This window comes from Candidatus Synechococcus calcipolaris G9, assembly GCF_029582805.1.
In the GTDB taxonomy this organism is placed as follows: domain Bacteria; phylum Cyanobacteriota; class Cyanobacteriia; order Thermosynechococcales; family Thermosynechococcaceae; genus Synechococcus_F; species Synechococcus_F calcipolaris.
On record NZ_JAKKUT010000005.1, the window covers coordinates 23,646 to 46,244 of the forward strand.

The 22,599-nt window shown below is 49.3% G+C and carries 24 protein-coding genes; 11 read left to right on the plus strand and 13 right to left on the minus strand.

All coding sequences use genetic code 11. From position 1 onward, the window contains the following. Positions 1 to 94 precede the first annotated feature (94 nt). The 3 genes from L3556_RS12570 to L3556_RS12580 are packed head-to-tail and all read left to right on the plus strand — an operon-like array spanning position 95 to position 3,863. Positions 95 to 1,315 carry a GNAT family N-acetyltransferase gene (locus L3556_RS12570; RefSeq protein WP_277867682.1) on the plus strand — a complete coding sequence of 407 codons (1,221 nt, stop codon included), beginning with the start codon at positions 95 to 97 and terminating at the stop codon, positions 1,313 to 1,315. 49 nt (positions 1,316 to 1,364) lie between these two features. After that, entirely contained in the window at positions 1,365 to 2,039 is a 675-nt protein-coding gene (gene lepB / locus L3556_RS12575; RefSeq protein ID WP_277867683.1) for a signal peptidase I, read from the plus strand. Positions 2,040 to 2,042: 3 nt separating this feature from the next. After that, complete coding sequence (locus tag L3556_RS12580) at positions 2,043 to 3,863, plus strand: FAD-dependent oxidoreductase (protein WP_277867684.1); 1,821 nt, start codon at positions 2,043 to 2,045, stop codon at positions 3,861 to 3,863. Between the two features lie 3 nt (positions 3,864 to 3,866). Here the strand turns inward: L3556_RS12580 and L3556_RS12585 are convergent, their stop codons facing one another. Continuing rightward, positions 3,867 to 4,031: a metallothionein gene (locus L3556_RS12585; protein WP_277867685.1), complete on the minus strand. Its 165-nt coding sequence runs from the start codon at positions 4,029 to 4,031 to the stop codon at positions 3,867 to 3,869. Positions 4,032 to 4,115: 84 nt separating this feature from the next. Here L3556_RS12585 and L3556_RS12590 point away from each other — a divergent pair, with 84 nt between their 5' ends. Beyond that, positions 4,116 to 4,517: an ArsR/SmtB family transcription factor gene (locus tag L3556_RS12590; protein ID WP_277867686.1), complete on the plus strand. Its 402-nt coding sequence runs from the start codon at positions 4,116 to 4,118 to the stop codon at positions 4,515 to 4,517. Positions 4,518 to 4,537: 20 nt separating this feature from the next. Here the strand turns inward: L3556_RS12590 and L3556_RS12595 are convergent, their stop codons facing one another. Continuing rightward, a complete protein-coding gene (locus L3556_RS12595; RefSeq protein ID WP_277867687.1) occupies positions 4,538 to 4,843 on the minus strand; it encodes a hypothetical protein in 306 nt (101 codons plus the stop codon). Between the two features lie 44 nt (positions 4,844 to 4,887). Between L3556_RS12595 and ggt the strand changes: the two genes are divergently transcribed. Continuing rightward, the gene (ggt, locus tag L3556_RS12600; protein WP_277867688.1) at positions 4,888 to 6,702 is read left to right on the plus strand and encodes a gamma-glutamyltransferase; all 1,815 of its coding nucleotides are present in this window, start codon (positions 4,888 to 4,890) and stop codon (positions 6,700 to 6,702) included. A 73-nt stretch (positions 6,703 to 6,775) separates the two neighbouring features. Here the strand turns inward: ggt and L3556_RS12605 are convergent, their stop codons facing one another. From L3556_RS12605 to L3556_RS12650, 10 genes are all read right to left on the minus strand, one after another. After that, positions 6,776 to 7,360: a J domain-containing protein gene (locus L3556_RS12605; protein WP_277867689.1), complete on the minus strand. Its 585-nt coding sequence runs from the start codon at positions 7,358 to 7,360 to the stop codon at positions 6,776 to 6,778. A gap of 135 nt (positions 7,361 to 7,495) precedes the next feature. Further along, positions 7,496 to 8,272: an enoyl-ACP reductase FabI gene (fabI, locus tag L3556_RS12610; RefSeq protein WP_277867690.1), complete on the minus strand. Its 777-nt coding sequence runs from the start codon at positions 8,270 to 8,272 to the stop codon at positions 7,496 to 7,498. A 341-nt stretch (positions 8,273 to 8,613) separates the two neighbouring features. Continuing rightward, a complete protein-coding gene (locus tag L3556_RS12615) occupies positions 8,614 to 11,256 on the minus strand; it encodes a restriction endonuclease (protein WP_277867691.1) in 2,643 nt (880 codons plus the stop codon). Further along, entirely contained in the window at positions 11,253 to 11,597 is a 345-nt protein-coding gene (locus L3556_RS12620; RefSeq protein ID WP_277867692.1) for a HepT-like ribonuclease domain-containing protein, read from the minus strand. The genes L3556_RS12615 and L3556_RS12620 overlap by 4 nt, the downstream gene beginning before the upstream one ends. After that, entirely contained in the window at positions 11,584 to 11,919 is a 336-nt protein-coding gene (locus tag L3556_RS12625) for a nucleotidyltransferase family protein (protein ID WP_277867693.1), read from the minus strand. Before L3556_RS12625 ends, L3556_RS12620 begins: the two co-directional genes overlap by 14 nt. A gap of 2 nt (positions 11,920 to 11,921) precedes the next feature. After that, positions 11,922 to 13,799: a site-specific DNA-methyltransferase gene (locus L3556_RS12630; protein WP_277867694.1), complete on the minus strand. Its 1,878-nt coding sequence runs from the start codon at positions 13,797 to 13,799 to the stop codon at positions 11,922 to 11,924. A gap of 176 nt (positions 13,800 to 13,975) precedes the next feature. After that, positions 13,976 to 14,716, minus strand: a complete 741-nt coding sequence (locus L3556_RS12635; RefSeq protein WP_338405743.1) for a TPM domain-containing protein — start codon at positions 14,714 to 14,716, stop codon at positions 13,976 to 13,978. 207 nt (positions 14,717 to 14,923) lie between these two features. Continuing rightward, positions 14,924 to 15,574, minus strand: coding sequence for an energy-coupling factor ABC transporter ATP-binding protein (locus L3556_RS12640; protein WP_277867696.1), 651 nt, complete (start codon positions 15,572 to 15,574; stop codon positions 14,924 to 14,926). Positions 15,575 to 15,599: 25 nt separating this feature from the next. Continuing rightward, entirely contained in the window at positions 15,600 to 15,881 is a 282-nt protein-coding gene (locus L3556_RS12645) for a UPF0367 protein family (RefSeq protein WP_277867697.1), read from the minus strand. Between the two features lie 4 nt (positions 15,882 to 15,885). Next, a complete protein-coding gene (locus tag L3556_RS12650; RefSeq protein ID WP_277867698.1) occupies positions 15,886 to 16,173 on the minus strand; it encodes a Nif11-like leader peptide family natural product precursor in 288 nt (95 codons plus the stop codon). A 271-nt stretch (positions 16,174 to 16,444) separates the two neighbouring features. Here L3556_RS12650 and L3556_RS12655 point away from each other — a divergent pair, with 271 nt between their 5' ends. The 6 genes from L3556_RS12655 to mutL all read left to right on the plus strand — a co-directional run bounded on the left by L3556_RS12655 (position 16,445) and on the right by mutL (position 20,541). After that, positions 16,445 to 16,627, plus strand: coding sequence for a hypothetical protein (locus L3556_RS12655; RefSeq protein WP_277867699.1), 183 nt, complete (start codon positions 16,445 to 16,447; stop codon positions 16,625 to 16,627). A 209-nt stretch (positions 16,628 to 16,836) separates the two neighbouring features. After that, positions 16,837 to 17,052, plus strand: a complete 216-nt coding sequence (isiD, locus tag L3556_RS12660; RefSeq protein WP_277867700.1) for a protein IsiD — start codon at positions 16,837 to 16,839, stop codon at positions 17,050 to 17,052. Positions 17,053 to 17,095: 43 nt separating this feature from the next. Then, a complete protein-coding gene (gene coaBC / locus L3556_RS12665) occupies positions 17,096 to 18,274 on the plus strand; it encodes a bifunctional phosphopantothenoylcysteine decarboxylase/phosphopantothenate--cysteine ligase CoaBC (protein ID WP_277867849.1) in 1,179 nt (392 codons plus the stop codon). Positions 18,275 to 18,327: 53 nt separating this feature from the next. Next, positions 18,328 to 18,621, plus strand: a complete 294-nt coding sequence (locus L3556_RS12670) for a nucleotidyltransferase family protein (RefSeq protein WP_277867701.1) — start codon at positions 18,328 to 18,330, stop codon at positions 18,619 to 18,621. Further along, positions 18,611 to 18,763 carry a ribonuclease HepT family protein gene (locus tag L3556_RS12675; RefSeq protein WP_277867702.1) on the plus strand — a complete coding sequence of 51 codons (153 nt, stop codon included), beginning with the start codon at positions 18,611 to 18,613 and terminating at the stop codon, positions 18,761 to 18,763. The genes L3556_RS12670 and L3556_RS12675 overlap by 11 nt, the downstream gene beginning before the upstream one ends. 92 nt (positions 18,764 to 18,855) lie before the next feature. Next, positions 18,856 to 20,541: a DNA mismatch repair endonuclease MutL gene (mutL, locus tag L3556_RS12680; RefSeq protein ID WP_277867703.1), complete on the plus strand. Its 1,686-nt coding sequence runs from the start codon at positions 18,856 to 18,858 to the stop codon at positions 20,539 to 20,541. Here the strand turns inward: mutL and dnaG are convergent. After that, on the minus strand, positions 20,538 to 22,592 hold the full coding sequence (dnaG, locus tag L3556_RS12685; protein ID WP_277867704.1) for a DNA primase: 2,055 nt from the start codon (positions 22,590 to 22,592) through the stop codon (positions 20,538 to 20,540). The two genes, mutL and dnaG, sit on opposite strands and share 4 nt — an antisense overlap. Positions 22,593 to 22,599 lie beyond the last annotated feature (7 nt).

Here is a 22,599-nt window from a genome sequence, read left to right on the forward strand (position 1 = left end):
AGGCCATGGTCTATCATTTTCTAGAGCATTGTCCAGATGGCAAAGCCTAAATCCCTGTGGCACACTAGGGGAGGCAATCCGAACCCCAGTAAGCATGACCGACTCGGTTAAATCTAGCTCCACACTGACCTTTTCCTGGGTGAAGCATATTGGCGATCTGCCGCAGTCCGACTGGGATGCCCTGGCCCTACCCCTGAAAACCCCCTTTCTGGAATGGGAATGGCTCCATCAGCTAGAGGTTTCCGGGAGTGCAATTCCCCAGGCGGGTTGGCTCCCCCAGCATTTAGTGGCCTGGCGGCAGGAGCGGGGTTCAAACCAAAAACGATTGGTGGCGGCAGCCCCCCTCTACGTTAAGGGCCATAGTCAAGGGGAATTTGTCTTTGATCATCAATGGGCAGAGTTGGCCCATCGCCTCGGTCTGCGCTACTATCCCAAACTGCTGGGCATGACTCCCTTTACCCCCGTGGAAGGCTATCGCTTCTTAATTGCCGAGGGGGAAGATGAGGCGGCCCTCACCCTGCAAATGCTCCAGGTGATTGATCAATTTTGCGATCGCCAGGGACTTTCCGGTTGTCATTTTCTCTACGTGGATCCCCAATGGCGGCCCCTAGCGGAGGCGGGGGGATATTTCCCGTGGCTGCACCATAGCTATATCTGGACGAATCAAAATTACCGCACCTTTGATGACTACTTGCAAGGATTTAATGCCAATCAACGCCGCAATATTAAACGGGAACGGAAGGCTGTGGCGAAGTCGGGTCTGGAGATGCGGGTTCACCAAGGAACTGAGATTAGCCATCACCTATTGAGCCAGATGTATCACTTCTATGGGGATACCTGCGATAAATTTGGTTGGTGGGGGAGTAAATATTTAACCCGTGGTTTTTTTGAGTCCCTTTACGGAGCTTACCGCGATCGCTTGGTGTTAGTGGCAGCCTATCCCCAGGGGGAAACCCATCGTCCCTACGGCATGTCTTTTTGCATTACCAAGGGCGATCGCCTTTATGGCCGCTATTGGGGCAGTTTACAGGAAATTGATTGCCTTCATTTTGAAGCCTGTTACTATCAACCCATTGAATGGGCCATTGACCAGGGAATTCAAGTCTTTGATCCAGGGGCCGGTGGTCGTCACAAAAAACGGCGCGGATTTCCAGCTACGCCCAACCATAGTTTGCACCGCCTCTACGACCCTCGGTTAAGCCAAATTCTCGATCACCATATTGATGATATAAATAGCCAGGAACAGATCATAATTGCGGCAATCAATGCCGATTTACCCTTTCGGCAAATTCCGCAAACAGCGGCGGATAAGTAAACCACGTTATGATTCAGTATGATTATTAGCCTTTGTTGGAATGTGTCCTATGTCTGATGGTGGTCTCAAGCCCAGTGAATCCCCGGAATCCACTCCCCTCAGTTCTCCACCGGCAGAGCACCAGGACGTATGGTGGCTGGAAATTCTCAAAACCCTGGGATTAGCTGCCATTTTAGCCTTTGGCATCCGCACCTTTATTGCAGAAGCCCGCTATATTCCCTCTGGCTCCATGGAACGTACCTTGGAAATTAACGATCGCCTGATTATTGAAAAAATTGGCTATCGCTTCAACCCTCCCCAGCGGGGGGATATTATTGTCTTTAATCCGACCCCGGCCCTGATGGAGGTGGGATTTCGAGATGCCTTTATTAAACGAGTAGTGGGATTACCCGGCGATCGGGTGGCCATTCGCGAAGGGCGGGTCTTTATTAATGATCAACCCCTAGATGAACCCTATTTAGACCCCGCCACCTTTACCGGCATTGATAGTTGCGCCGGAACCCAACCCTACCTGGATCGGCCCCAGACCATTCCTGAGGATAGCTACTTGGTGCTGGGGGATAACCGCAGTAATAGTTACGATGGTCGCTGCTGGGGAATTGTCCCCCGCAATTATATTATTGGCCGCGCCGCTATTCGATTTTGGCCCAACGATCGCTGGGGTTTGATTACCAATGAACTCCCCCATGAACTCCGTGAGTCCCATTCCCCTGAGGGCAATTAATCCTTGCCGGTTTCAACGATCACCACCATTAAAACCGATGTCCTCGTTGTTGGTGGCGGTACTGGGGGTGTGGCCGCAGCCCTACAGTCGGCCCAAATGGGGGCTAAAACCATCCTGGTGAGTGAATTTCCCTGGTTGGGGGGGATGCTAACCAGTGCCGGGGTCGCCGCTCCCGATGGCCATGAATTACGGGCCTGGCAAACGGGCCTGTGGGGGGAATTTTTACGGGCCCTAGAACGGGCCCAACCTGGGGGACTGGATCATTCCTGGGTGAGTTTTTTTAGTTATGATCCTGCTGTTGGTGCCCAAATCTTTGCCGACTGGGTACACAATGAGACCCATTTGCAATGGATCCCTGGCCAGATTCCCCGGCAGGTACTACGCCAGGGAGATCGCATTGGGGGGGTTGTCTTTGATGAGATTCAGATCCAAGCCCAGATTACCCTAGATGGCACGGAACTAGGGGATCTCCTAGCCTTGGCGGATATTCCCCATCGTTGGGGCTGGGAATGGCAATCAGCATTTCAGGAACCCAGTGCCCCCATTGGCCCCAATCACATCACCCAAACCTATCCCGTCCAGGCCCCCACCTGGGTGGTGATTCTCCAAGACTATAATTCCCAAAATGGGGGTTCTCAGGAAGTGGCACCGGAAATTCCACCGTCGCCCCTGTGGGATGAACAAAAATTTAAGGGGGCTTGGGATGCCTATGGCCCAGAACAGTTTATGAACTATGGTCGCTTGCCCGGCGATCGCTTTATGATCAATTGGCCCCACCAAGGCAATGACTACGGCCAGGATTTAGATCGCCTCGTGGAATCCCCGCAAAAACGTCGGGAATTTTTCCAAGAAGCCCGTTGGCATAGTCAGGATTTTGCCCGCTACATTCAAATCCAATTGGGGCAAACTCAACTGGGGCGACGCTATGGCTTGGCCACTGGGGTGTTTCCAACTGGCTCTGGGGATATTGGCGGCGGTGCCTTTGCCCTCCATCCCTATTTTCGGGAAAGTCGGCGGCTTATTGGTGTGACCACCCTGACGGAGTGGGATATTTTGCCCCAGGAGACGGGCCGCATTGCCCCCCTACCCAGGGATGAGATGGGTCAATACACGGGTGTGGCGATCGCCAACTACGCCAACGACCATCACTATCCAGGGTTTGATTTTAAGCTGGCCCCTAAATCCATTCGTTGGGGGGGACGCTGGACGGGAACCCCCTTTGTGATTCCCCATACCTGTTTAATTCCCGCCGGAATTGAAGGGTTTCTGGTGTGCGACAAAAATATTTCCGTATCCCACATTGCCAATGGAGCCACACGGCTGCAACCGGCGGTCTTAGGGATTGGCCAGGCTGCCGGCCTCTTGGCCGCAATAGCGGTGTTAAACAACCAGTCCGTCCATGACGTGCCAGTGCAGGCCCTGCAACGCCAACTAATCCAAACTTGCCAACAAACCATTTTTCCCTTTTTCAATCTCACCCCCAGTCATCCCCAGTGGCGATCGCAGCAGGAATTTTATCTGAATGGGTTTGCAAACCTAGAGATTCCCCTTTCCGGCGATATTCCCCTCCAGGAAGCGGATGAACCACCAGCCGATCCTTGCCTAGGTGAATTTTCCGGTCGATTTTGCCGCAAAGCGACCCAGGACTATTACCTGGAAACTGGGAACCTAGAAACAGAGAAACAACCATGGCAACTTGTTACTCTGCGACCGGATGTGGATATTGAGTTAAGTACCCTGAGAGATGGCAGGATGATCACCCTAAAGGGCATTGCCAATCCCTCAGGAAACTGGATCCGGGTTGAATTAATTTTGAAAAAATAACTATTAGCAGCAGCCACAACCTTGATGACCACAGGATTCTTTGTTGGGATGCCCTTTCCCACAGGCTTCAGAACAGTAGGCTTTGCCCTCTACCATCACCGCCTCTGAGATCGTGACAATGCAGAGACAATCGGGACAGGCACATTTCATTTGCGTTACGGTGGCCATGGGTTTAACCTCAATTTAACAGTGAATGATTTTGGGGAGTTACTCCCTTTGCTCTATTGTCATAATACTTGAACAACTATTCAGATGTCAATATCCAAACCTGTGCCCTCGTCACCCCCATCTCCTGAAAATCTTGATAATGATCTGAAGCACCCCCTAAATCCAGATGTCGGCCTGGGTCTTGGGGCTAATGTGTTACCCACAGAGAAAGCCCAGCGGATGGCTGAATTTTTTGGACTTTTAGCGGATCCCAATCGACTCCGCATTCTTTCGGTTTTGGCCCGCAATGAATTATGTGTGGGGGACTTAGCGATCGCCCTGGGTATGAGTGAGTCAGCGGTATCCCACCAACTCCGCACCCTGAAAAGTTTGCGCCTAGTAAATTACCGTCGCCAGGGCCGTCATATTTTCTATCAACTCCTAGACCACCACGTTCTCGCCCTCTACCAATCCGTAGCGGAACACCTAGATGAAATTGAGGAGTAGGGCGATCGCCGGCAAATCAATTACTCCTGATCTAAAAGCTCCTTCTTGGCCTCCGCTGGAGTAAGGAGTTGGCCATCCACTTCAATGAGCAACACATCCTCAGAATTATTGATGGTGTTTTCAATGGAGGGGTTGATGACATTGGCCTGATTTTGCTGATTAAAGCGCATTTGCTCCTGCAAGAGTTGATCACCGCGGCCAAATCCCATGCCACTGGTGGGTAGCACCGGGTTAAAAATGGGTGGAAATGGGGTAGCGATCGCCGTCAATGTTGCCGGGCCAGCAAACAACCCTAGGGCAATGGCCAGAGATGGAACAGCTTTCATAATAAATTCCGAACTCTATACTTACCATTGTAGGAGACGCAAATATGAATCAACTTACGGGGGAAAACGTTACACATAAGTTTATGGCAGCAAATTTATTTCGGGGTAGGGTTTACTCTTTCGGTTTGGGGATTGCCCTAGGGGTTCAATGTTTCAGTTTTTTGCCCGTTCCGGCGATCGCCCGTCCCCCGCAGCTAGAACCCACGGAAACCGAGGAGGTGATGGTGGCCGCATCCCACCCCTTGGCCACGGCGGCGGGGGTGAAAATTTTGGCCCAGGGGGGAAATGCCATTGATGGGGCGATCGCGACGGCCCTAGCTATTTCCGTTGTCCAACCCTATTCCGCTGGTCTGGGGGGTGGTGGCTTTGCCCTGGTATTTCTGAATCAGGAGCAACAGGTACGGGCCCTAGATTTTCGGGAACGGGCCCCTTTAGGGGCGGGGCCGGATATGTATCTGGATGATCACGGTGAGGTGATGCCCCGGGCCAGTTTGGATGGGTACCGAGCCGTGGCCACCCCCGGAACGATCGCTGGTTTGGCGGAACTACATCGTCAGTATGGTGAATTACCCTGGGCGGATCTGGTGCAACCGGCCCTTGACTATGCCCAGCAGGGATTTATCATCAATGAAACATTTCACCGCATGCTCCAGTGGCGATGGCCAGCTTTAAGGGCTAACCCTGAAGCCGCGGCCCTATTGAGCTACCAGGGACGACCGCTGACGGTGGGCGATCGCTTCCAGCAGCCAGATTTAGCCAAAACCCTAGGGGCGATCGCCGCGAATCCCCAGGTATTTTATCAGGGCTGGATTGGCGAAGCATTGGTAACGGATATGGCCCAACATCAGGGACTCATTACCCTCCGGGACTTGCAGGAGTATCGTCCGGTTTGGCGATCGCCCCTGTGTGGAACGTTTCTGGAACTAGAGGTTTGCTCCATGCCACCCCCCTCCTCCGGCGGAGTCGCCCTCATCCAAATGCTGAACCTATTGGCTAAATTAGATATTCAACAGAACCTTCAATATCAATCCGCCAGCGATCGCGGCCATGCCCTAGCTGCCGTCATGCAAATTGCCTACGGAGATCGGGCCGTTTACCTGGGGGATAGTGATTTTGTGCCCGTCCCCGTCACCGTTTTGACCAGCCTTGACTACGCCGCAGAGCGAGTCAAAGAAATTCCCCGCCGCCAAAGCCGTTCCCAGGCTCAGGTGAGGCCGGCCTCTCCCCAACTGATACAGTCCCTAGAGCAACGCCAGGAATCCACGAATACAAGCCACCTCACCGTAGTCGATCGCCACCGCAATGCCGTCAGTTTAACGTTTACCTTAAATGGCCCCTTTGGCTCTGGGGTTGTCGTGCCCGGTACTGGCATTTTCTTAAATAATGAAATGGATGATTTTGCCGCCGCTGCGGATAGCCCCAATCTGTTTGGTTTAGTGGGAACTACCCCATCTGCGGCCCAACCCCTGGCCAATGCCATCGCTCCCGGCAAGCGGCCCCTGTCCAGTATGTCTCCCACCATCGTCCGTGAAAAGGGAGAGCTACGTTATGCCCTCGGTTCCCCAGGGGGTAGTCGGATTATTAGCACCGTATTACAAATTTTACTCAGCCTAGAATTAGACCAAGCCAATGCCCTAGAGGCGGTGACAGCACCCCGCATTCACCATCAATGGCAGCCGGATACCCTTTTTGTGGAATCGGATATTTCCCAAGCCCAGATTCAGGACTGGTCGAAGTGGGGGTATTCGCTTCAGGAGCAGGGTCGTTGGGGGAATGCCAATGTGATTCGGGTTTTGCCCGATGGTCGTTTGCAAGGGGCTACGGATCCCCGGGGCAATGGAGCCGCCGCTGGTTTTTAATGTTTAGCAATGTCTAGGTAATTTCCAGGTAATGTAATGCCCAAGAACATGGATAGGTGCAACGTAGGTTGGCTTACCAGAGTTTGCGAGATTTCCCGGCCAGGCGATCGATGGTGCGAAAATCCTTTTCTGTTTCCACCCAGAGATTACGATTTTCCGGGTCTGCCCGTAGGGCCTGATTCAAAAAGTCGCGGGCATCATCAAACTGGCGATCGCGAATGAGTTGTTTTGCCCAACATTGATAGGTAACAGCTTGCCACTGCCGGATTTCTGGATCCTGGGGTAATCGCTCCACCAGACCCTCAATGAGACTAATGGCACGGGTATAGCAACGATATTTAAGGAGTTCCTGAAGTTGGCGATAGGTGACTTGCTTCAATTGCAAATCTAGGTTGCTGAGGTCAGGGGGGGGCGGGGGAGCAGGGGGAGCATCAACATTCACCTCTGGTTCAACCGATGTCGAGCGAAACGTGGGCAGTACCCGCACCAGTTGTTGGTAGGCCTGATTCAGACGGATAAACTTTTCATGGGCCGCGCGATCGCCAGGATTAATATCGGGATGATAGCGACGTGCTAGACGGCGATAGGACGACTTAACCTGTGCTAATGTTGCTCTTTCATCTAATTCTAATAATTGATAGCACTCAGAAAGATTCATAGGCAGCAGATCAATGGCAACGGATTAAGGGCAATCACTGTATGTACTATGGACTATTTTTAATCTGACCACCACCAATGCCGGAGTTTCACGCTCTATTCAATAGCTACCTAGGCTCGGCGATCGCCCCGTTCCCTACATCCCCATGATCGAATAGCCGGAATCCACGTAGATGATTTGCCCAGTAATACCACTGGATAGATCACTGGCTAAAAAAGCTGCGGTGTTACCCACTTCCGTTTGACTCACCGTGCGCCGCAGGGGGGCCGTTGCTTCTACGTGATGAATCATGTCCAAAATACCCCCCACAGCGGAGGAGGCTAAAGTCCGAATCGGCCCTGCCGAAATACCATTGACGCGAATATTTGCGGGGCCCATTTCTGCTGCCAAATAGCGAACATTCATTTCTAGGGCAGCCTTGGCAATTCCCATGACATTGTAGTTGGGAACTACGCGCACCCCTCCTAAATAGGTGAGTGTGACAATTGAACCACCATTGGTCATCAGCGGTTTGGCGGCAGCCCCCAGGCTCACCAACGAGTAGGCACTCACATCCAGGGCTAAGTTAAATCCCTCAAGGGATACTTGACTAAAATCCCCACTCAAATCATCCCGCTGGGCAAAGGCCAAGCAATGAATTAAGCAATCTAGACCACCCCACTTCTCCTGAATCGCTGCAAATCCTTCTTTAATCAGGTTGGGTTGTTGGACATCCAAAGGCAACAGGAGGGAGGGATTGAGGGGAGCGGTCAGATCTTCAACTTTTTGCTTGAGCTTGCCTTTTTCATCGGGTAAGTAGGTAATCGCCAGTTCAGCCCCCGCCTGATGGAGTTGTTGGGCAATGCCCCAGGCAATGGAGCGATTATTTGCAATGCCGGTAACGAGGGCGCGTTTACCCGTAAGGTTTAGCATAGATAATATTTCCAAGGATAATCTAGCCTTCCTATTCTACGTTGTCGTTGTTTCAGACCACTATGCTGGCGGCGAAACTGAGTTTTTAACTCCAGTGGTCTGAGTCCATAGTCCAAACATCAAACTTCCAGACATGAGCAACCCGCTGTGCTAGATGTCTTTGCCTATGCACTAAGTATCTGGATTTTATTACTCGGCCAAGATATTTTGAGTCAACCCGCACACGCTTTGCTGTTAAGCCTTTTTTTATTGGATATGTGTTTAGTTATTTATACTCCTACTCACGTTTCCTAACATTGCCTATCGTGGCTGTTACTGCTCAGTGATTGATCGCTACCCGCCTAAATTTCTGAAGCATTTGTAACCACATCAAAATCAACATCTAATACATCAAAGTGCTGCTGACCACAATAAATCTTTGCGCCTTCACCGACTCGTAACTCTAACTGTTCTTTCGTGCCTTTTGTTTCTCGAATGAGGTAAAGTTTTTGTTCATCTTCAGAGACTTGTTTGACGATCGCCCAATCAGGGTTGTAAGTGCCAAGCGGAGTTTGGACTTTAAACCAGGGTGGAAGTTTGATAAACAATTTAATGTCTTCTCGCCCATCTAAAATTTCAGCAAATTGCCGTTCTATATCAGATTGACACTCGATCGCGTCATAGATTGAGTGATTGACGGATAACATATTGTCAATAAAGCCTGAAATTTCCTTGTCTTCAAACAGACGCATCTCATACTCTTCTCCGGCAATGCGTTCATACTTGATACCGTTGACCATTAACTGCTGCATAGTAAAACGGATTGCACGGGTTGCGAGATCAAGAAATTGCTGGGGATTGATAAATATATCTGACAAGCGATCGGACTTTAGCAGAATGCTGGAAAGCGTTTCACGGGTTAACTCTGTTTCGCGTTGTAGATAGCTGATTAAATCAGGAATAGTAGAAATTGTAGATTCTGTTCTGCTACTGGTGACAGACAAAAGCTGTGAAGTAATTCCTGTTTTTTCGTAACCCAGTGCCACCTTTTCTAAACGGATCTGAGGAGCAGTAATGGCAGGCATTTGATTGATTTGTCTGGCTGCATCGCCAATCAATGTCTGAGTATCGTATTCCACAGAGTAACGGGTTTTATGCTTAATCCGTTCCCAAAGTTTTAGAAAATCAGTGTTTTCTCTCCATTTGGGAATGAGGTTAGCTGTTTGGCGATCGCGGTTGTTTTTAATCCGTCCTTCAAATTTCACACCACAATCTTCTTCAATTTCAGTTTGTAAGGCACGAGCGAAGTCAGCATAACTTTCATTGGCGATCACAGTTAAGCGATTAATGGTTGGGTCAAAGACACGGATTCCAGTTGTATCTACAGGTAAGCGTAATCCTCGACCGATCGTTTGTCGCCGCTCAACTTTTGATTGCACTTCTCGCAGCATACAAATTTGAAAAACATTGGGATTATCCCAGCCTTCTCGTAATGCTGAATGGCTGAAGATAAAACGCAGTGGCTCTGTGGGCGACAATAGCCGCTCTTTATCTTTCATGATTAGCTCATAGGCTGTATCATCTGCCACAGTTGAACCACTGGTGTCTTTAGCGTTGCCCTGCCGATCTTCGGCAAAGTAACCATTGTGAATCTCTTCAACCGCAGGGAGAGCGAGATTTTGGTAGCGGGGGAGTTGAGAAAGTTCCTGGTAAATTTCAATAAACCACTGACGAAGTTTGCCATCCGTTGCCGCATAATTCGCAACCCGATCAATGAAAAACAGCGATAAGACTTTTAACGGACGATCAGGAAGCTGCCGTTTAACTGCCAATTCTTTATCTAAATGTTCTTTGATAGTTTCTCTGATTTGAGCTTTCATCAAATCATCACCATAGTTGCCAATGGTTTCCCCGATGTTTAGGCTAACCCCATTCGTGAAAGAGATATATCCAAAACCTGCATCAATGCAGTCAACAACATAACGCCTGTAAAGTTCTCGACCACCGGATAACTCATAGAGGTCAACGCCATTTTTGCTAATGGATACAGTTTTACGAGTGGGAGAGTTTTGTTTTTGTATATCGATCGCGAGTTTCGCTGTAATCTTCGTTTTGGTGGCTTTAATGGATTCTAAATAAACGTAGGGCTGGTTAAAACTATTTTCCTCAAGGGCAGAGGTAACGGTAATTTGTTTCACCAATTTCATATCATAGGCTTTTACTGGATCAAGTCTATAGAGTAAGTTATATAAGTTTTTGTGGGTTGCAGAATAACGTAATGTGCAGAGTGGGTTCAGGCTGGCGATCGCTTCCTTCGCTTTGTCTGACTCCATGTTTTGCGGTTCATCCAAAATCACAATTGGATTTGTGGCTTGAATAAATTCAATGGGGCGATGTCCCGATAATCCATCGAGTTCTTTATGGATGACGCTAATATCTTTTTTATTAAAGGCATCAATGTTAATCACAAGAATCTGCAATTGATTCGAGTTAGCAAATTGCCGCAAATTAGAGACTCGCTTAGAATTGTAAACCCAGTAATCAAATGGCTGATTTCCATAGAGGTTTTGAAAATGCTCTTTGGTAATCTCTAGGTTTTTCAGCACCCCTTCCCGAATGGGCACACTGGGTACAACAATGATGAATTTAGTAAACCCATAACGGGCATTGAGTTCATGAATGGTTCGCAGGTAAACATAGGTTTTTCCTGTGCCTGTCTCCATTTCAATGGAGAAGTTCATCCCCTGTTGAAGCGGTATATCTACTCCGGGTTGTACAAGTGCAATCCCATGACGTTTTTGAACAGTTTGAACATTTGCCAGAATTTCGCCTAGTGATAGCTCTAGTTGGTTGCCAAACCCCATCTCGGTCATTGCGCCACTAAAACCGATGCCTAAACTGGTTTCAAATTGTCCCCCTGCCAAGGGTTGACCGTCAAACACATCAACGACTGCGTTAACGGCATCCAGTTGATATTGTTGTTGGCTGTCGAATTGGATTTTCATGGTTCTTCAGTAGCAGTGATAGTTTCTAACACGGTAATCAATTCTGGTAGAGCAAGCTGAATCGTATCCCAAATAATCTCAATGTCTAGGTCATCATATTCATGAATTAGACGGTTTCGCATTCCAATAACTTTAGACCAAGGAATAGTCGAAATTGAAGCTTGAGTTTCAGGAGAAATTCTTCGAGCAGCTTCTCCAATGATTTCAAATTGACGAGTAACCGCAGCTTGACGCATTAAATCAAGTTCAAATGTTTCCCAGTCAACTCCAGCAACAAAGTCTTGAGCCAACTTTGCAGCATTCAGCATATCTCTTAGATAATTTGGCTCACGCGGCAGCATAAATGACTTTGGCAGAGTTAAGAATGGCTTGACGGCGTAAATAGTTTTGACTGCGTTCAATTCCTCGACGGCTCACTAAATCAACCTTTCTTTGAAATATCTTTTGAATATCCTCTTCCATATCCACTAAATCAAACAGTGTCCAATGGGTATCATGGGCGAAGGAAACCAGCACATCAATATCACTGCTTTCTAGGCGAAAATCATCTCGCAGAATAGAACCAAATAAAGCAAACTCGGTAATTTTCCAATGCTGGCAGAACTCAGCAATTTTCTCGTAATCGATTGGAATTTGTGCTTTTACCGCTTGAATATTTTGCATAGCTACACCGTCCTGAACTTAATATCATGGTCACGCATTTGCAACTGGGTGTTGGTTTTTAGCTGGTCATTACCTCGAAATGAAGAATCCAGGCTAATGAATTGCTTGGGCTTGGGCTGATAGGTGAGGATTTGCCGAACAGTCTCTTCTAAAATCTCGTATTCTAGGCAGATAAATAGCTCCTGGTCTTCAATGGCGTAAATTTCCTGTCCGGCAATCTCTAGCTTTTCAACCTTGGCCGTTAATGGGAATCCAGCTTTAAGCAAAATCTCATACAGCATTCCTAGTTTTGTCGTACCTGGACGAATGTTTTCTGCAAACTCTTGAAGCAATATGCTTAATTGCTCAACATTCTGCGGTGCAGTACCATCCCAAATTTTGAAATTGCTTTCAGTCAGTGTGAAAACTTTGAAACCGCGATCGTGTTGCCCTACACCATTTAGATCTAGATCACCATTTCTTGTCTCATCAAGATTTGCGATCGCACTATGAATACGTGCCTTGCCAATATCTGCAATAGTTTTAAGCTTCGTTTCTGCTATTGGTAAATATTCAGGTAATTGAACACAGATAAATCGTCGGTTTCCACCATCTTCTTTGTTTTGTTTTAAGACAGCATGAGCGGTAGACGCACTCCCTGAAAAGAAATCTAGAACTAAATCATTCGCCAAGGGTGTTGTTGCTAACTGTAAAATTCGTTGAATTAAGCGCGTAGGCTTTACAGTATCCAAAACATTATCAGTGTTTTCAAATTGAACGAACTCAACAAGCTCTTTCTTTGCCTCTTGAGTATGTCCAACATCACTATATTTCCAAAGCGTTTGAGGTACAATCCCTTGTTTAACCTCTGAGAGAAAGCGTTTAAGCCGAGGCATACTATCACCGTCTTCTCCCCACCAGATACGTTTATCCTGCTCGAGTTCAAGAAACTTTTCATATCGAATTGCCCAATATCTCCCTCTCGGCGGCACAAAAGTTTTACCACTTGGGCTTCTTACTTCATACTGACCATCAGCGTAAAAATTTCTAGCTGTTAGATCACCCGAACTCCAAACGTCTCTTGGATCATTATCTGGGTTTGAGTATCGGGCGTTTGCTTCTTCAGTTCGAGCCAATAAATTAGGCAACCATACTTCTGAATTTCTGACATAAACGATAATGTAATCGTGATCCTCTGAAAAATGACGCGCAGAATTTTTAGGTGAAAATACTTTTTGCCAAATAACTGATGCTATGAAGTTTTCTTCCCCAAATATCTCGTTCATTAAGGCTCTTAAATTATGTACCTCATGATCGTCAATACTGACAAAAATCACTCCATCTTCCTTTAATAAGTTTCGAGCCAGAAACAGGCGAGGGTACATCATATTCAGCCACTTAGAATGAAACCGTCCATTGGTCTCCGTATTTGTGGTTAGCTTAATACCCTCACCATTTTTTTGTCCCGAATACCGCAGATAATCTTCTAACCCTTCCCGAAAATTATCAGGATAGATAAACTCCTTTCCGGTGTTGTAGGGCGGATCAATATAAATCATCTTGATCTGGTTGTGGTAGCTCTTTTGCAGCAGCTTCAACACCTCCAGATTGTCACCCTCAATAAAGATATTTTCCGTCGTCTCAAAATTAACCGACTCCTCCGGTACAGGAGTCAGCGTTCCCACACTTTGCGCTTGCAGATTCCGAATTGCCTCACTCTTGCCCGCCCAAGACAACCCATACCGCTCACGTCCCTCCTCAATCGACTCCCCTAAGGCCTGCTTTAGCCGCTCAAAATCAACCTTGCCCTCAGCAAATACCTCCGGGAAGAGTTCTCGCAGGGCCGCGATCTTGTCGTCCAGCATATTTTGGGATGTCAACGGTAGTCTGTCTTCAGTCATTGCCTTAGATAAAACACCTTGATAACTTTTGCAGTATACTTCGATTTTTTCTCAAAAACGATGACCGCCTTTATATTGGCTGGTTTGTGTCAACATGATCCCCATGCTCCCTGCAACAAACACCTAGCCTGTTAAAGTTCCAAAGGGAAAAAATTGATCGATAGGGAAATTAGGTTTCAGGTTTCCGAGGAGCTAGATTGACCTGGGGTAGGTGCTAAAAAGCCGATCATTGTCCCTAAAGTAAATCCAGCAATATTGCGAACTAGGGGGAGCCACTCGGCGGTGCGAATGACCACAGGGCCAATACCAAAGGCGAAGAATAGCATTCCCCAAAGGGGCGAAAAAAGCAAGGCCCACTTCCAGGATATCCATTGATCACTACGGCGGGGCCGGGCAGCAAAGCCAAAAATTAAACCACCAAAGATGGATGTCACCAAGGTTAAGACCCATTGCTCCTTCGGCAAACCGGGAACCGCTCGACATCCAGATCGCTCCAGACAGGTTTCGATCGCCGCTAATGATTGTAAAATTGCCTGATCTTCGCCATTGTCACGGACAAAATACTGATTGCCAAAGCGGGTCTGTAGCTCTACCCAAAAGGTGCGTTGCAGCACCCGATAGACCGCATCCCCCACGTTGAAATTTAGGATATTGCCTCCACGGGAATCGGCTACCAAAAGAACACTGCGATCATCCAGTTGCCAAAAGTCCTTGACCGCTAAACCAGGGGTGCGATCGTACTGGGTTAAGACCCGTAATTTCCAGCCCGTCTTCGCCTCAAAGGTGGTTAGTTCGGTTTCGAGGCGATCCTGTTGAATGGGGGTGAGAATTTTAGCCAGATCAACGATCGCCGTGGGTTGAGTTGGCAATAATTCCGGGTTATCAAAGGCGTGGGCAGAGGCAGGGGCGATCGCCATTATCGAGAAAATACAAACCCCAAGACAGAGTATTAATCCCAGGGATTTAAAATATTTCTGAGAAATTTTTTTAAGCATTTTTCTAAAATGAGGGGAAGTTTATCAGGTTTGTTTACTTATCTTAATATATAGGCCGGATATATTCTCTTCCATCGGCGAACTGCCGACAAATTTGCTACAGTCTGCTACAAATCTACAAAAACAAATCTACAAATATTGACGTACCTCCGCCGGGGTACCTTGGGCAACAATTTGTCCCTGATGCATAAGAATCGCACCATCGGCCTGATCCAGTTCTTCAAGGCGGTGAGTGACCCAAAGGGCCGTCATCCGTTCCTGATTCACCAGTTGGCGCACATAGGTCAAAAGCTCCTGCTGGCTATCGGGATCCAACAGGGCCGTAGGTTCATCTAAAAGTAAAACTTTGCACTGGCGGGCGATCGCCCCAGCAATGGCCACCCGTTGTTTTTGGCCGCCACTCAAGGCATAGATCGGTCGTCGTTCCAGACCTTGCAGATTCACGGCAGTTAGGGCCATGCCCACCCGTTGGCGTAACTCAGGATAGGATAACTTCTCCGTAGCTAAACCAAAGGCAATATCCGACCCCACACTGGGCATCACCAACTGATGATCGGGGTTTTGGAAGACAAAGCCAATGGGCTGGGCCACCTCAATCGTGCCTGATTCTGGTTCCAGCAACCCGGAGAGGAGCCGCACTAGGGTTGATTTGCCACTGCCATTGGCCCCTAAGAGCATCCATAGCTGCCCCTGGGGAATGGAGAGCGATAGATCCCGCAATAGAGACTGCTGGGGAGACCAGCCAAAGGTGAGATGATTCAACGCAATGGCGGCCGGCATTCAAGGTTTTCCTACTAAATTCGTTCTAGCTACTGGTCTGTTGAACCAATTGGGCAAAAAATCCGCCCCGACTTGTCACCGTATCACCCGCATCCTTATCGGTGAGTTGCACCGCAATGATTTCTTTCGTCGAGATTGCAACCTTTTTATCGGTTTGGCGATCGCAGGTTAATTCCATGACCTGGGGAGAACCCGCTTTCATGGCATCCATAAGTTGTTGGTACAAGGCTTGGGCCGCCTCCGCCTCTTTTCGATCAACCCCCAAGGGTAGAGGCACATTTTTTAAGACAATATCAATGGTAAACATAACCTTAGGATTTAGAAATATCTCCACTAAAGGGTTGGGCCCCCACGGACGGAAAATGATCGGAACTGGGACTAAACAATTCTAAAATTCCTTGGGCAAGGAAAGCAAATCCACTGGGCTTGGCCTTGATTTCGGCGATCGCTGTAGTTACATGATCTTCGTCAAACTCGTGGCCATGTTCTTTCCCTAAATTCACAAGATCCCCAGGGGAACTCACGTTTTTTAGCTGGTCTTGCAACGGCTCTTTTTCGGAAGCCAGCCGCAAAAAGCCAATAAAGTTTTCCTTAGACATAAATTAATGCCCCATGACTGAAACCAACTGCAAAACCACCCTTAGACCAATGGCTAAAAATCGACCGGAGTCTAGAGGTACTCCCGTACTGAGTGGTTCACACTGATAAAGGTTATGCGTATACTGAAAATCCTATCACAACAAAGGTATAGGGCAGATGGAACTAATGGGGGAATTGCCACGTCATGGAAGAGTGACACTATTGAGTAATCATGGAATGGTATAAACGATGACCATGAACAGAACTCTACAACAGTTAAGGATGACTTACATGACACACCTTGCCCTCCCTATTTTGGCCGGACTTGTTGCCCTAGGTACCATGGCATTTTGGTTCATTGCCCAGCCAAGGATAACCACAACCCTGGACGACCAAAACCCGAACCCCACAGAAACACTGATTGCCGATGCCCCACCCCCAGAAAACGAAGGTACTCCGCCCTTCCGCAGCTAAGGATGGAGACAACATCTCAGCAGGCAATTTATATGTGTGGCTGAGTATTGAGTTTTATTGAGAAGATTCAGGGTTTTGTTACATCTATTGTGCCAGAGCAAAAAATAAACCTGCCACCCAGTAAACTAAAGAGAGAAAGTAACTGATTAGGGTTTTCAGCCCTAGTCCCTACCTTTGGCCTCAATTTTTGAACGTATTCGGGAGGGGATATGCCAACCCTACATGCAACCATTCATAGGGATGTCGATCATCTGACGGCAACCGATGTGGCGGCCTTGGCTGAACGGCTCGATGAAGACGATTATGATACCCCCTTTGCCGCCCTCGATGATTGGCATTTATTGCGATCGCTGGCGTTTCAACGTCCAGAATTAGCCGCACCCTACCTCCATCTCCTTGACTTGGAAGCCTTTGACGAAGCCTAGGGACATACCCATTGCTTCATCGTTGCCCCAATCCACTATTCTCATGGGAATTGGCGGGGGTATTGCCGCCTATAAGGTGTGTCAGGTCATCTCTAGTCTGGCCAAGGAGGGGCATCAGGTTCAGAGTATTTTAACCAAGACCGCCCAGGCCTTTATCACCCCTTTAACGATTTCCACCCTCTGTCGTCGGCCCGTTCTCACCGATGAGGACTTCTGGCAACCCCAAGCAGCCCGGCCCCTCCATATTCAGTTAGGGGAAGAGGCCCAAATCATCGTGATTGCCCCCCTCACGGCCCATACCCTTGGCAAACTCGTCCAGGGCCTAGCGGACGACCTGCTCACCAGTACGGTTCTAGCCTCCACCTGTCCAATTTTAGTGGCTCCGGCCATGAATACGGTCATGTGGCAGCAGGCAATTATCCAGGAAAACTGGCAGAAGCTCCAGAAAAATTCGCGGTACTCTGCCTTAAATCCAGAATCAGGCCGCCTCGCCTGCGATACGGTGGGGGTGGGCCGGATGGCAGAGCCGGAGGACATTCTAGCTTATATTGACTCTCTCCTTTACACCAAGGGACAGCGGGATTTATCATGCCACCGAATCCTGATTACGGCGGGGGGAACACGGGAATATTTGGATCCAGCACGGTTTATCGGTAATCCAGCCAGTGGCAAAATGGGGATTGCCTTAGCTCAAGCTGCCCACCATCGAGGGGCCGAAGTGCGACTCATCCATGGGCCGTTGCAGATTCCTTTGCCCAGTGGAATTGAGGCGATCGCTGTGACATCGGGGCAAGAGATGTATGATGCGGTTCTAGACCATTGGCCAGAGAGTGACGTACTAGTGATGGCGGCGGCGGTGGGGGATGTGCAGCCGGAAAACTATTCATCCACAAAAGTGCCGAAACAAATGTTACCCCAATCTTTGCCGTTGAAAGCCGTACCGGATATTTTGCAGAGGGTGAGTCAATGCCGGCAATGGGATCAAAAAATTATTGGTTTTGCGGCGCAAACGGGGAATATTATCACAGCGGCCAAGGAAAAACTCATCCAAAAAAATCTTGATATGATTGTGGCCAACCCCATTGATCAACCGGGAATTGGCTTTGGTGCGAGGGATAATGAAGCGGTGTTGATGGATCAGTCGGGCCGCTGTCAGGAGGTGAGCCGTTGTTCTAAGTTGCATTTAGCCCATCAGATTTTTGATTTTTTCCGTGCTACCTGACGGTCTTACTTCCAGAACCGGGCAAATCATCCAAGCCCAAACTCCTAGAAATCATGACAAAACAACAAATAGTAGAATTCCTCACCGAGCAGTTCACCGAAATCCGAGATTGCTTTGGTGTTCAACGGCTCGCCTTATTTGGCTCAACCGTCCGCGACGAAGCTCAACCCGGTAGCGACATAGACATCTTAGTAGAATTTGAAGGTAAGGCCGACTCCAGCCGTTATTTTGGTCTACTCTTCTACTTAGAAGACAAACTAGGTTGCCCACTCGATCTAGTGACCGACAAAGCTCTGCGCCCTGAACTTCGCCCCTTTATAGAAAAAGATGCTATCTATGTCCCGTGAGTGGCGTTTTTACCTGAATGATATGATTGATTTTGCCCAACGGGTGCTGGAATACACAGACGGCTACACCCAAGCAGAATTCGAGCAAAATCGCCACACCTATATTCCACAGTTACTTGATGACCTGCGGCAGTTAAAATGACCTAATCCCAAAGTAATATCATCCTCCTCCAGACACCGACCCTAGCGGGTGCGATACTGTGCCTTTATACCTCATATCCATGATTCCCGCCCGTGCCTGCGATTCAACCTTTACCCGAAACTGTACAACGAGCGATCGCCGCTGGAGAAGTGATTAGCTCCCTGGGAGCAGCGGTTCAAGAACTGGTGGAAAATGCCCTAGATGCCCAGGCCCAACGCATTCAACTCAATATCTGTCCCCAAACCTGGTCTGTGGAAATCACCGATAATGGCTGCGGGATGGCGAAGCAGGATTTGCAGCGGGCGGCCTTGCCCTACACCACCAGCAAAATTCATGGGGCTGAGGATCTATACGCAGTAACTACCCTGGGTTTTCGCGGTGAAGCTCTCCATAGTCTGGCCCAAGTTGGCCAATTGGTGATTTGCAGTCGTACACAGGCCTCTGAGAATGGTTGGCGAGGGGTCTATAATTCCCAGGGGGAGGTGGTGGAGTTGATCCCCCAGGCCATGGCCGTGGGAACCCATGTCACGGTTCATCATCTTTTTCGGGACTGGCCCCATCGTCGTCAAAAGGATGTCAAGGGATTACACACCCTGATCCAAACCCTAACCCTCTTTCATCCCCAAGTTACCTGGCAAATTCAACGGTGTGGCCGGCCGTGGCTGAATCTGCCCCCTAGTCACCACCTGGGCGATCGCCTACTGCAACTGTTACCCCGTCTCTATCCTGAAGATATTGCTCATGGCTGCTACGGGGGGTTAGACCTGGTGGTTGGTTTGCCCGATCGCTACCATCGCCATCGCCCTGATTGGCTATTTGTGGGTATCAATGGTCGCCCGATTCGCCTACTGGGAGAAGCTTCCGAAGATTTTCAGCACACGTTTATCCAAGCCTTTGCCCAAACTTTACCCCGCCATCGCTATCCCCTAGGGGTGGCCCATTTCCGCTTGCCACCGGAACAGTTGGATTGGCACTGTCACCCCAATAAACGGGAGGTGTATGTGGAATCCCCCGGGCAATTAAAAGAGAACTTGACCCAGGCAATTCGGGCCCTCTTGCAGGAAGAGCCTGGCTCCCTCCGTCCTTGGAATTCCCATGAATCCCAGTTAACTTCTACCTCCGGCAGTCAGGCTTCCCAGGCATACCAACTCTTAAAAGTTGCTGAATCCGGCGATCGCTACCGTACCATTGCCGATTCCACCGATGCCCGTTCCCCCTCGGGCCGTCCCCGCCCGGAAACTCCAGTGAAGGCTCTAGCCCAAGTCCATCAAACCTATATTTTGGCGGAACATCCCCAGGGATTATGGCTGGTGGAGCAGCATATTGCCCATGAGCGGGTTCTCTATGAAGAAATTGAGGCGGATTGGCAAACCGTCCCCCTAGACCCGCCGATCATGCTGGAGCAGTTGACCACCTCCCAACTGGCTCAACTTCAGGCCTTGGATTTAGTCGTGGAACCCTTTGGTTCTCAGGTTTGGGTGGTTCGCAGTGCCCCGGCTCTTTTAGCTCAACGGGATGATGTGGCGGCAGCGTTGCTGGAATTAAGTCTGGCGGGAAACCTGACGGCGGCAAAGGTGGCGATCGCCTGTCGCAGTGCCATTCGCAATGGAACACCCCTCACCATCCAGGAGATGCAACGGCTATTGGATCAATGGCGATCCACCCAACATCCCCGCACCTGTCCCCACGGCCGGCCCATTTGTCTACGCCTAGAAGAATCCTCCCTGTCCCGATTTTTCCGACGGCATTGGGTGATTGGCAAAAGCCATGGGATTTAAGGTTCTCCTTGGGAGAGGGTCTGAAGATTGGGACAGCGTTGGTGATCCAGTTGGTGGAGATATTGGCGATGTTGATAATAGTCTTGGCGCAGTTGCTCCAGGGTATGTAGGCGATCGCTATTTACCCCCGGAAAATCCATCATCCCATCGGATTCATTGGCAATTAAATACTCTAAATACTGACGGAGAGCTTCCCCGGCCAAGGATTCCTGGAGCAGTAATTCTATGGTTTCTTGCCATGCCTGGAGAAAATAGCGACACCGTTTCTCTACGGCAATTCGCTCAAGGGCTGCCGCCGCCGCTTGAATGGTTAAACTGGGGCGTTGAATATCTAGACTGGTTTTTTCATCCAATTGAAGTAAGGGATAAACCTGCTCCATTTCCTCGCCAAACTCGGTACAGAGATCCTGCAAGGGGGGAATTAAATCTAACTCGGTATTGTTGGGAAACCACTCGGCACAGTAGGGATCATCGGGGGCAGGTAAACCTGCATAGGCCTCCTCTTCGATCGCGAGAATCTGCCGCCAGAGAAAGCGATGGTGGGAAAAACTAAACTCAATATCCCGTTGTTGCAATGTGGAGCGAATCAGCGGCCGTTGTTGGGGGCAGTGGAGATAGACTTGGAGCAGTTGCACTTCTGCCGCTTGGCGTAGGCTATAGTCCGCCGGCCGCTGCCACTTTTGCGATCGCCCCTGCCACCGCTGGCCCCGTACCTGTTGGCGGAGAGATTCTTCTAGGCGTAAAATTAAGCGACTATCCCCCCGGCCCAAAAGCTCTGCACAGCGATGGATATAGTGACTTCGCAGGGAGGCATTGGGTAATTTTCCCAAAAGAGCGGTGATCCCTTGAATGGCCTGCTGGAATTGATCACTTTGGTCGAGGTCTTGCCCCGCCAACACTAACTGAATTTGCCAATCGACCCACAGGGGAGCCGTATCGACTAACGTTAGATACTCTGCCGGGGAATGGTCTAGGAGAAACTCATCGGCATCTTTACCATTGGGAATGGTTAAAATCCGCAGTTGGACTTCGCCCCGATAGGCCAGATCCGCCACTTCGCCAATGGCCCGTTCCGCGGCCCGTTGCCCCGCCCGATCGGCATCAAAGTTAAAAACAATTTGCTTAGACTCGCTATAACGGAGCAGTTGCTTCACCTGATCCTGACTCAGGGCAGTGCCTAAACTGGCCACGCCATGATCAATACCCGCTTGATGGAGGGCAATGACATCAAAATAGCCTTCCACGACAATGGCCCGATCCTGGCTGACAATGGCTTTGCGGGCCTTATCTAAACCGTAGAGCAGCTTCCCTTTACTAAATAACAGCGTTTCTGGGGAGTTTAAGTACTTCGGTTCTTCGTTGGTGAGGGTGCGACTGCCAAAACCGACCACCCGCCCTTGGGGATCACAAATGGGAATCATCAGGCGATCGCGGAACCGATCATAGTAACCATCCCCCTGACGACGAGGCACAATTAAACCCGCCTGCTCCACTAAATCAGCGGCATATCCCTTTTGCCCCACCAAGTAGTCATAGATGGGTTGCCACCCCGCTGGCGCGTATCCGATTTGAAAGGTTTGGATCGTTGCTTCCTGAAGCTGACGCGTAGAGCGGGCATAGTCGTAGCAATGTTTGCCCAAGGGTTGACGCAGGGCGTGTTCATAGAAACTGGTGGCAACTGCCAAAATTTCATAGAGTTTTTCCCGGAGCGAAAGCTGGGCCTGGAATTCCTGCCGTTGGGCCGTATCTATTGTGCGTACCGGGATCTGCTGCCGCTGGGCTAGATCCAACACCACATCGGCAAAGGAGCGTTTTTGCACCTCCATTAAAAACTTGACGGCATTGCCGCCGGCCCCACAGCCAAAGCAGTAGTAAAACCCCTTGGCTGGACTCACGGTAAAACTGGGCGTTTTTTCCTCATGGAAAGGACAACAACCCACATATTCCCGCCCCCGCTTCCGCAGCACCACATGCTCTGACACGACTTCTACAATGTCAGTACTTTGACGAACCTGTTCAATGGTGTCCGGGTGTAGCCGTGGATGATCCATAATCCCT

What these genes read in the sequence shown, in the direction of transcription:
- L3556_RS12570 (WP_277867682.1), top strand. Translation starts at nt 95, where the DNA reads ATGACCGACTCGGTTAAATCTAGCTCCACACTGACCTTTTCCTGGGTG.
- lepB (WP_277867683.1), top strand. Translation starts at nt 1,365, where the DNA reads ATGTCTGATGGTGGTCTCAAGCCCAGTGAATCCCCGGAATCCACTCCC.
- L3556_RS12585 (WP_277867685.1), bottom strand. Translation starts at nt 4,031, where the DNA reads ATGGCCACCGTAACGCAAATGAAATGTGCCTGTCCCGATTGTCTCTGC.
- L3556_RS12590 (WP_277867686.1), top strand. Translation starts at nt 4,116, where the DNA reads ATGTCAATATCCAAACCTGTGCCCTCGTCACCCCCATCTCCTGAAAAT.
- L3556_RS12595 (WP_277867687.1), bottom strand. Translation starts at nt 4,843, where the DNA reads ATGAAAGCTGTTCCATCTCTGGCCATTGCCCTAGGGTTGTTTGCTGGC.
- ggt (WP_277867688.1), top strand. Translation starts at nt 4,888, where the DNA reads ATGAATCAACTTACGGGGGAAAACGTTACACATAAGTTTATGGCAGCA.
- L3556_RS12605 (WP_277867689.1), bottom strand. Translation starts at nt 7,360, where the DNA reads ATGAATCTTTCTGAGTGCTATCAATTATTAGAATTAGATGAAAGAGCA.
- fabI (WP_277867690.1), bottom strand. Translation starts at nt 8,272, where the DNA reads ATGCTAAACCTTACGGGTAAACGCGCCCTCGTTACCGGCATTGCAAAT.
- L3556_RS12615 (WP_277867691.1), bottom strand. Translation starts at nt 11,256, where the DNA reads ATGAAAATCCAATTCGACAGCCAACAACAATATCAACTGGATGCCGTT.
- L3556_RS12620 (WP_277867692.1), bottom strand. Translation starts at nt 11,597, where the DNA reads ATGCTGCCGCGTGAGCCAAATTATCTAAGAGATATGCTGAATGCTGCA.
- L3556_RS12625 (WP_277867693.1), bottom strand. Translation starts at nt 11,919, where the DNA reads ATGCAAAATATTCAAGCGGTAAAAGCACAAATTCCAATCGATTACGAG.
- L3556_RS12630 (WP_277867694.1), bottom strand. Translation starts at nt 13,799, where the DNA reads ATGACTGAAGACAGACTACCGTTGACATCCCAAAATATGCTGGACGAC.
- L3556_RS12635 (WP_338405743.1), bottom strand. Translation starts at nt 14,716, where the DNA reads ATGGCGATCGCCCCTGCCTCTGCCCACGCCTTTGATAACCCGGAATTA.
- L3556_RS12640 (WP_277867696.1), bottom strand. Translation starts at nt 15,574, where the DNA reads ATGCCGGCCGCCATTGCGTTGAATCATCTCACCTTTGGCTGGTCTCCC.
- L3556_RS12645 (WP_277867697.1), bottom strand. Translation starts at nt 15,881, where the DNA reads ATGTTTACCATTGATATTGTCTTAAAAAATGTGCCTCTACCCTTGGGG.
- L3556_RS12650 (WP_277867698.1), bottom strand. Translation starts at nt 16,173, where the DNA reads ATGTCTAAGGAAAACTTTATTGGCTTTTTGCGGCTGGCTTCCGAAAAA.
- L3556_RS12655 (WP_277867699.1), top strand. Translation starts at nt 16,445, where the DNA reads ATGACACACCTTGCCCTCCCTATTTTGGCCGGACTTGTTGCCCTAGGT.
- isiD (WP_277867700.1), top strand. Translation starts at nt 16,837, where the DNA reads ATGCCAACCCTACATGCAACCATTCATAGGGATGTCGATCATCTGACG.
- coaBC (WP_277867849.1), top strand. Translation starts at nt 17,096, where the DNA reads ATGGGAATTGGCGGGGGTATTGCCGCCTATAAGGTGTGTCAGGTCATC.
- L3556_RS12670 (WP_277867701.1), top strand. Translation starts at nt 18,328, where the DNA reads ATGACAAAACAACAAATAGTAGAATTCCTCACCGAGCAGTTCACCGAA.
- L3556_RS12675 (WP_277867702.1), top strand. Translation starts at nt 18,611, where the DNA reads ATGTCCCGTGAGTGGCGTTTTTACCTGAATGATATGATTGATTTTGCC.
- dnaG (WP_277867704.1), bottom strand. Translation starts at nt 22,592, where the DNA reads ATGGATCATCCACGGCTACACCCGGACACCATTGAACAGGTTCGTCAA.